The sequence below is a fragment of the Stenotrophomonas sp. YJH_SMC_101-4 genome (genome assembly GCF_059370395.1).
The window spans coordinates 498,055-504,837 of sequence record NZ_JCAFTP010000004.1; the positions used below are offsets into that span (position 1 = coordinate 498,055).

Sequence of the window (6,783 nt, forward strand, 5' to 3'; positions counted from 1 at the left end):
CCGCATCCCCAGATCGAGAACCATGACTGATATCGCCCTGACGCTTGCCCAAGACCGCCTGCTGCGCCCTGGTGGCCTGGATACCGCTGGCCTGGAGCGCACCTTCGGGCAGTTGCTCGGCCCCGGTGTGGACTTTGGTGACCTTTACTTCCAGCACGCCCGCCGCGAGAGCTGGAGCGTGGAAGACGGCATCGTCAAGGACGGCGCGCATTCCATCGAGCAGGGCGTAGGCGTGCGGGCGATTTCCGGCGAGAAGACCGGTTTCGCCTACTCCGACGACATCCATGCCGATGCGCTGCGGGTGGCGGCGCAATCGGCACGTGCGATCTCGCGCGAAGGTGGTGCCCAGACCGGTCGCTCGCTGCTGCGTGGCAACGCGCGCGCGCTTTACCCGGCGCTGGACCCGATCGACGGCATCGGCAACGAGGCCAAGGTCGAGGTGCTCAAGCGCCTGGACGGCTACCTGCGTGCCGCCGACCCGCGCGTGAAGCAGGTGATGGTCAGCCTGTCCGGCGGCGTCGATACGGTGCTGATCGCCCGCAGCGACGGTGTGCTGGGCGCTGACGTGCGCCCGCTGGTGCGCCTGAACGTGCAGGTGATCGTCGAGCACAACGGCCGTCGCGAGTCCGGCTATGCCGGTGGCGGTGGCCGTTACGGATATGAGGAACTGTTCGCGGACGGCCGCCCGGAAGCCTTTGCCCGTGAGGCGCTGCGCCAGGCGCTGGTGAATCTTGAGGCGGTACCGGCACCGGCCGGCGTGATGCCGGTGGTACTGGGCCCGGGCTGGCCCGGCGTGCTGCTGCATGAAGCGGTCGGCCACGGCCTGGAAGGCGACTTCAACCGCAAGGGCACCAGCGTCTACGCCGGCCGCATCGGCGAACGCGTGGCCGCCCCGGGCGTGACCATCGTCGATGACGGCACGCTGGATGGACGCCGTGGTTCGTTGAACATCGACGACGAGGGTCATCCCAGCCAGTGCACCACGCTGATCGAGGACGGCATCCTGGTCGGCTACATGCAGGACAGCCTCAACGCGCGCCTGATGGGCGTGGCGCCGACCGGCAATGGTCGCCGCGAATCGTTCGCGCACATGACCATGCCGCGCATGACCAACACCTACATGCGCGCCGGCCAGCATGACCCGCAGGAGATGATCCGTTCGGTGAAGAAGGGCCTGTACGCGGTCAACTTCGGCGGCGGCCAGGTCGACATCACCAGTGGCAAGTACGTGTTCTCGGCCACCGAGGCCTACCTGATCGAGGACGGCCGCATCACCACGCCGGTGAAGGGCGCGACCCTGATCGGCAACGGTCCGGAAACCATGCAGAAGGTGCGCATGGTCGGCAACGACCTGGCCCTGGACGAGGGCGTGGGCATCTGCGGCAAGGACGGGCAGAGCGTGCCGGTGGGTGTCGGCCAGCCCTCGTTGCTGATCGAGGGCATCACCGTCGGCGGTACCCAGGCCTGAGCCGGGCGATGGCCAGTGCCACCGCCCCTGCCGGCGAGGACTCAGTCCTCGTCGGCTTCGTCGGTTTCAATGGGGTCGGCGTCTTCGGCGCTGGCCTTCAGGCCCAACGCGGTCGGCAGCATCAGGGCGCGCAGCACCTGGAAAATTTCGCGGTAGGCGCGCGGCGGCTTGTTCTTCGCCTTCTCGGCCTGGGCATTGCGCACCAGCGTGCGCAGCTGCTGGCGGTCGGCCTGCGGGTAGTCGTCCAGCAGTGCCGCCAGTGCCTTGTCACCCTCGGCCAGCAGGCGCTCGCGCCAGTCTTCCGCGCGGTGCATCATCGCCACTTCGCGGCGGCCGGTTTCGCTGTTGGCGTCCAGCGCATCGCGGATCGCATCCAGCGTGGCGTCTTCTTCGCGGCGCATGTGCTTGGCCAGGAACGCCAGCTGGCGCTTGTGGGCGATGTGGGCGGTGATGCGCTTGCACTCGGCGATATGCGGCAGCAGGTCTTCCGGAATCGGCAGGCGCGCCAGCTGGGCCGGGGTCAACGACACCAGCTTCTCGCCCAGGGCCAGGACGTCGAGCGCATCGCGCCGGTTCTGGCTGCGGCTCTTGTCGTGGAATTCACCGGTTTCTTCGTCGCGTCCGCGCATCGTTCCTACCTGATCTCAAAAAAAGTCGCCCGGCGTGATGCCGGGCCCAACCCGTACAGGATAAAGCATTGAACGTGATCGCCCCTGAAGTCGCTGTCGGCGACGACAGCCCGGCCCGGCTGGAACGGCTGGCCGACCTTTCCCAGCAGCTGCTCGACCGTGCCCGGGCGCTGGGCGCCAGCCAGGCCGAGGTCAGCTGCAGCGAGGACCGTGGCCTGGAGGTCAATGTCCGCCTTGGCGAGGTTGAGACCGTGCAGTCCACCCGCGACCGCGGTATCGCCGTCACCGTCTATTTCGGCCAACGCAAGGGCAGCGCCAGCACCGGCGACCTGAACGAGGCCAGCCTCACCGCCACGGTCGAGCAGGCCTGTGCGATCGCCCGGCATACCGAAGATGACCCGGCTGCAGGCCTGGCCGATGCCGCGCTGATGGCTACCGATTTCCCGGATCTGGATGCCTGGCACCCGTGGGCACTGCAGGCCGACGAGGCGGTGGACCTGGCCCTGGCCTGCGAGAACGCAGGTCGTGAGGCCGATGCGCAGATCCGTAACTCCGACGGCGCCTCGGTGTCGAGCATGCAGAGCCTGTCGGTGTACGCCAATTCGCATGGCTTTTTCGGCCGTGAGCGTGGCACCCATCATTCGGTGGGCTGTGCGCTGATCGCCGGCCAGGGCGATGGCATGCAGCGCGATGGCTGGTACACCAGCGCGCTGGCCCGCGAGGACCTGGAGGAGGTGGGCCTGGTCGGTCGTCGTGCCGCCGAGCGTACCGTCGCCCGCCTGCAGCCTCGCTCGATGGCCACCGGCAGCATGCCGGTGCTGTTCGCCCCGGAAGTCGCGCGCAGCCTGGTCGGTCACCTGCTGTCGGCGGTGTCCGGCGGTGCCCTGTACCGCCAGGCCAGCTTCCTGCTGGACAGTGTTGGCCAGCAGCTGTTCCCGGACTGGATGCAGATCGAGGAACTGCCCCACCTGCGCCGTGGCCTGCGCTCGGCCGCCTTCGACGGTGACGGCGTGGCCACCCGTGCTTCGGCCCTGGTCCGTGACGGCGTGCTGCAGCGCTATGTGCTGGGCAGCTACTCGGCGCGCAAGCTGGGCCTGCAGACCACCGCCAATGCCGGTGGCGTGCACAACCTGCAACTGGCCGCCAACGCGGGCTCCCTGCATGAGATCGCCCGCCAGATGGGCGATGGCCTGCTGGTGACCGAGCTGATGGGGCAGGGCGTGAACGGGGTGACCGGCGACTACTCGCGCGGTGCCGGCGGCTTCCGCGTCGAGAATGGCGAGATCCAGTACCCGGTGGATGGCATCACCATCGCCGGCAACCTGCGCGAGATGTTCAGCAGCATCGAAGCGGTCGGCAGCGACGTCGACCCGCGCTCGCACATCCGGACCGGTTCGATCCTGCTGGGGCGGATGACCATTGCCGGTAATGATTGATGGCGTCGATGGCGTAAGCTATGCCCGCCTGACGCAACCAGCTTGGTGCTGGTGGGTCAAGACCACCCAATGAAAAGGAGTTTTGTCGTGAGCGAATTCGATAACGTCCCGCCGCCGCCGGCCACCACCGACGTGCCGGCCGACCAGCGCACCATGGCCCTGGCTGCCCACCTGCTGGGCATCTTCACCGGCTTCATCGGCGCACTGATCATCTGGCTGATCAACAAGGACGATGCTGGCAAGGCTTTCGTGACCGACCAGGCCAAGGAAGCCCTGAACTTCCAGATCACCGTGACCATCGCCATGGTCATCAGCATGATCCTGACCATCGTGATCATCGGCGTCTTCCTGGCCCCGATCGTCGGCATCATCAGCCTGGTGTTCAGCATCATCGCAGCGGTCAAGGCCAACAACGGCGAAGCCTATCGCTACCCGTTCGCGCTGCGCCTGATCAAGTAATACCGGCTGCATGCGGAACTGAAAACGCCCGGCATTGCCGGGCGTTTTCATGTGTGGGGAGCGACGGGCGGTGCCCGGCGAGCGATCAATGATCGCGTTCGACCGCCAGCGTCGCCAGCGCACGCAGCGCATCGGCTTCCTCGCCATACCCGGCCAGGATCGACTGCATGCGTGCAGCGAGTTCGTGCAGCTGGGCCTTTGCGCCGTCCATGCCAAGCAGGGCGGGGAAGGTGCTCTTGTCCTGCGCCTGGTCCTTGCCGGCGGTCTTGCCCAGCTGCTCGGAACTGGCCTCGACATCGAGGATGTCGTCGCGTACCTGGAAGGCCAGGCCGAGTGCATCGGCGAAGCTGTCCAGCTGGGCCAGCTGCGGTTCGTGGGCCTGGCCGCACAGCGCGCCCATGCGCACTGCCGCGCGGATCAGGGCGCCGGTTTTCAGCGCATGCATGCGAGTCAATGCCGCCAGCGTCTGCTGCTGGCCGGTGGCATCGATATCCAGGGCCTGGCCGCCGCACATGCCGGACGCGCCGGAGGCGTGGGCCAGGGTCTGCAGGCAGGCCACGCGCAGCGTGGCCGGCAGCGGTGCATCGGCCAGCAGGCCGAAGGCACGGGTCTGCAGCGCGTCGCCGGCGAGGATCGCGGTAGCTTCGTCGAAGGCGATGTGGGTGGTCGGCTTGCCACGGCGCAGCGCGTCGTCATCCATCGCCGGCAGGTCGTCATGCACCAGCGAGTAGGCGTGGATGAGTTCGACGGACATAGCCGCCGCATCCAGGCTTTCCAGCTGTGCACTGAACAGGTGGCCACTGGCGTAGACCAGCAGCGGGCGCATGCGCTTGCCACCGCCCAGCACCGAATAGCGCATGGCCTGGTGCAGGCGCTGCGGTGCTTCGGCAGGCGAGGGCAGGGCAGCGTCGAGCTGGCTTTCGATACGGTCGCGCCAGCGCGCGAACAGAACCTCAGCCGTCATGGTTGGGCGGATCGAAGGGCTCGGATGCTTCCGGCTGCGCCGGATCGCTGAGCAGGCGCACGCGCAGTTCGGCCTGCTCCAGCGCCTGCTGGCACTGGCGATACAGACCGACGCCACGTTCGTAAGCACTGAGCGAGGCTTCCAGGCTCAGCTCGCCGGTTTCCATCTGCTCCACCAGCTGTTCCAGCGATTCGAGCGACTGCTCGAACTGGGCGACCGGGGAGGCGTTTTCGGGGGACTTCTTGGCCATGTGGCAAGTGTGGACGGGCCGCGCGCGGGGGTCAATTCACCAGCCGCCGGGACGCCACTGCAGCTGTGCCTGGTGGGCCTGCAACCAGGCCTGCAGTGGCGCGGAGATGACCACGTCGGCGGCGGCCAGCAACTGCGGGCCATCAAAGATCAGCGGCAGCTGCGCGCGTCGCCAGGGGGCGAGATGTTCGCGTTGCAGGCAGTCCTTCAATGCGTGCGAATGCTGGCGACCTGGCAGCAGGATGCGCTCTCCGCCCACGCGTGCACGGACCTGCAGCGGGCGCTCGAAGGCGGCGCCGCCCTGCAGCCGCAGCTGGCCGCCATCGGGCAGCGGCAGGGGGGCATGCCCATCCCATTCGGCCTGCCACGCGCGGGGCAGCGATGGCAGCTGCGCGGGTAGCAGATAGGCATGCTCGCGCCATTGCTGGATGGCATGATCGTGCCAGCGCACCCGCGCCTGGCGATCATTGCCGGCCGGCAGCAGTTCGTCCAGGCCTTGCTGCAGCACCGTGGTCGGCAGTGGGGCGGCACCATGGCCGATCACCCAGGCGCGCAGCACGCGCGCGGCGCGTCCCGGTGACACCTGACGCAGCAACTGCAGCGACAGCACGCGTGGAGCGACTTCCAGGTGTGTGATCAGCTCGGCGTCTTCTTCATCCAGCAGTTCGCGGGTCTGCCGGCAATGCAGGACGCTGCCGGCCAACGCGGCGGCGGCGTGCGGCCAGCGCTGGCGCAACAGTGGCAGTACCTGCAGGCGCAGGAAGTTGCGATCGGCGTGGTCTTCGGCGTTGCTGGGATCCTCGATCCAACGCAGCGCGTGTTGCCGGGCATAGTCGAGCAGTGCGGTGCGCGGTGCGTGCAGCAAGGGACGCCACAGGCGGTGCGTACCGAGCTGACTGTCATCGGCCATCGCGGCAAGGCCATCGACACCGGAGCCGCGCAGCGCGCGGAGCAGGAAGGTCTCGGCCTGATCGTCCTGGTGCTGTGCCAGCGCCAGTGTTTCGCCTTCGCGCAGTTCAGCAGTGAACGCTGCACGTCGTGCTTCGCGCGCTGCGCCTTCGAGGCCCAGGCCTGTGGTTTTGTCGATCTGTACGTGGCGCACGGCCAGCTCGACGCCCAGTGCCGCGCACTGCTGCTGGCAATGCCGTACCCAGTCGTCAGCTGCTGGTTGCAGGCCGTGGTGTACGTGCACCGCACGCAGCGCCGTGCCGGAAGCCTGGGCGCAGCGCCACAGCCAGTGCAGCAGCACGGTGGAGTCGACACCACCGCTGTAGCCCACCAGCAGCGGCGCATCCAGCGGAACAAGGGCAGGGAAGGCAGTCACGGCGGCAAGTATAGGGTTGCCCGGCAGGGCTGCGCCCTGCACCCGCTACGATCCAGAGCAACAGCAACAGCTGGTCTGCTGGGGGACGGCGGGGTGGGTCCGGTTGCGGGGGACGCTGCAAGTACGTCCATGTAAGCTCGGTCGCCGCATCCATGCGGCTCACGCCCCCGCAACCGGACCCACCCCGCCTTCGACAGTTTCCTGCGAACTGTCGGAATTGCTCTTGAGGTCAGATCCGTTTTCCTGTGGAAAAC

At 67.7% G+C, this 6,783-nt stretch carries 7 protein-coding genes; 3 read left to right on the forward strand and 4 right to left on the reverse strand.

The window, feature by feature from the left end; translation table 11 throughout:
• The first annotated feature begins 22 nt into the window (after positions 1 to 22).
• Positions 23 to 1,468: a metalloprotease TldD gene (gene tldD, locus AC5P8D_RS16505; protein ID WP_159360420.1), complete on the forward strand. Its 1,446-nt coding sequence runs from the start codon at positions 23 to 25 to the stop codon at positions 1,466 to 1,468.
• Between the two features lie 41 nt (positions 1,469 to 1,509).
• Here tldD and yjgA read toward each other — a convergent pair whose 3' ends face one another.
• Positions 1,510 to 2,097 (reverse strand): ribosome biogenesis factor YjgA, encoded by a 588-nt coding sequence (gene yjgA, locus AC5P8D_RS16510; RefSeq protein ID WP_134958094.1) that lies wholly within the window; start codon positions 2,095 to 2,097, stop codon positions 1,510 to 1,512.
• Positions 2,098 to 2,165: 68 nt separating this feature from the next.
• Between yjgA and pmbA the strand changes: the two genes are divergently transcribed.
• Together pmbA and AC5P8D_RS16520 are read left to right on the forward strand one after the other, a co-directional pair.
• Entirely contained in the window at positions 2,166 to 3,533 is a 1,368-nt protein-coding gene (gene pmbA / locus AC5P8D_RS16515; protein ID WP_049482167.1) for a metalloprotease PmbA, read from the forward strand.
• A gap of 87 nt (positions 3,534 to 3,620) precedes the next feature.
• The gene (locus tag AC5P8D_RS16520) at positions 3,621 to 3,992 is read left to right on the forward strand and encodes a DUF4870 domain-containing protein (RefSeq protein WP_010482972.1); all 372 of its coding nucleotides are present in this window, start codon (positions 3,621 to 3,623) and stop codon (positions 3,990 to 3,992) included.
• Positions 3,993 to 4,077: 85 nt separating this feature from the next.
• Here AC5P8D_RS16520 and AC5P8D_RS16525 read toward each other — a convergent pair whose 3' ends face one another.
• From AC5P8D_RS16525 to tilS, 3 genes are read right to left on the reverse strand one after another with little or no spacing between them, the layout of a single operon-like run.
• On the reverse strand, positions 4,078 to 4,956 hold the full coding sequence (locus AC5P8D_RS16525) for a polyprenyl synthetase family protein (RefSeq protein WP_495203499.1): 879 nt from the start codon (positions 4,954 to 4,956) through the stop codon (positions 4,078 to 4,080).
• Positions 4,946 to 5,206, reverse strand: coding sequence for an exodeoxyribonuclease VII small subunit (locus AC5P8D_RS16530; RefSeq protein WP_019338620.1), 261 nt, complete (start codon positions 5,204 to 5,206; stop codon positions 4,946 to 4,948). Before AC5P8D_RS16530 ends, AC5P8D_RS16525 begins: the two co-directional genes overlap by 11 nt.
• 36 nt (positions 5,207 to 5,242) lie before the next feature.
• Positions 5,243 to 6,529 carry a tRNA lysidine(34) synthetase TilS gene (gene tilS, locus AC5P8D_RS16535; protein ID WP_414614541.1) on the reverse strand — a complete coding sequence of 429 codons (1,287 nt, stop codon included), beginning with the start codon at positions 6,527 to 6,529 and terminating at the stop codon, positions 5,243 to 5,245.
• Positions 6,530 to 6,783: the final 254 nt, after the last annotated feature.

Excerpts from the sequence above, each read along its gene's own strand:
- yjgA (WP_134958094.1), bottom strand. The coding sequence starts at position 2,097 with ATGCGCGGACGCGACGAAGAAACCGGTGAATTCCACGACAAGAGCCGC.
- AC5P8D_RS16530 (WP_019338620.1), bottom strand. The coding sequence starts at position 5,206 with ATGGCCAAGAAGTCCCCCGAAAACGCCTCCCCGGTCGCCCAGTTCGAG.
- tldD (WP_159360420.1), top strand. The coding sequence starts at position 23 with ATGACTGATATCGCCCTGACGCTTGCCCAAGACCGCCTGCTGCGCCCT.
- AC5P8D_RS16525 (WP_495203499.1), bottom strand. The coding sequence starts at position 4,956 with ATGACGGCTGAGGTTCTGTTCGCGCGCTGGCGCGACCGTATCGAAAGC.